1 protein-coding gene is annotated in these 227 nt (G+C 39.2%); it reads right to left on the reverse strand.

Annotated features, from left to right (window positions below; translation table 11 throughout):
* Window positions 1-41: 41 nt before the first annotated feature.
* The coding region (locus tag HMPREF2700_RS11915) for a hypothetical protein (protein ID WP_210389896.1) at window positions 42-227 on the reverse strand (186 nt) is incomplete at its 5' end.

Here is a 227-nt window from a genome sequence, read left to right on the forward strand (position 1 = left end):
GGGGAATTTTGCAAAGGTCTCAGGCCGTCTGAAAGAGCAATTCAGACGGCCTTTAGTTTGTATTTTTTGTATGTATGGATTGTGTAGGAAGGTTGTTGGAGTTTTTTATAAAATAAAAACCCTGTTAAAACAGGGTGGTGGTTAAATTTCTGAAAATAATTTTGAGAAAGGTGTTGACTGGTTTTTTTGGGAAGCGTATAGTTCGGTTCTTCGCTGCTGACGCGGTG

Source organism: Neisseria sp. HMSC068C04, assembly GCF_001810105.1.
Taxonomy (GTDB): Bacteria; Pseudomonadota; Gammaproteobacteria; order Burkholderiales; family Neisseriaceae; genus Neisseria; species Neisseria flavescens_B.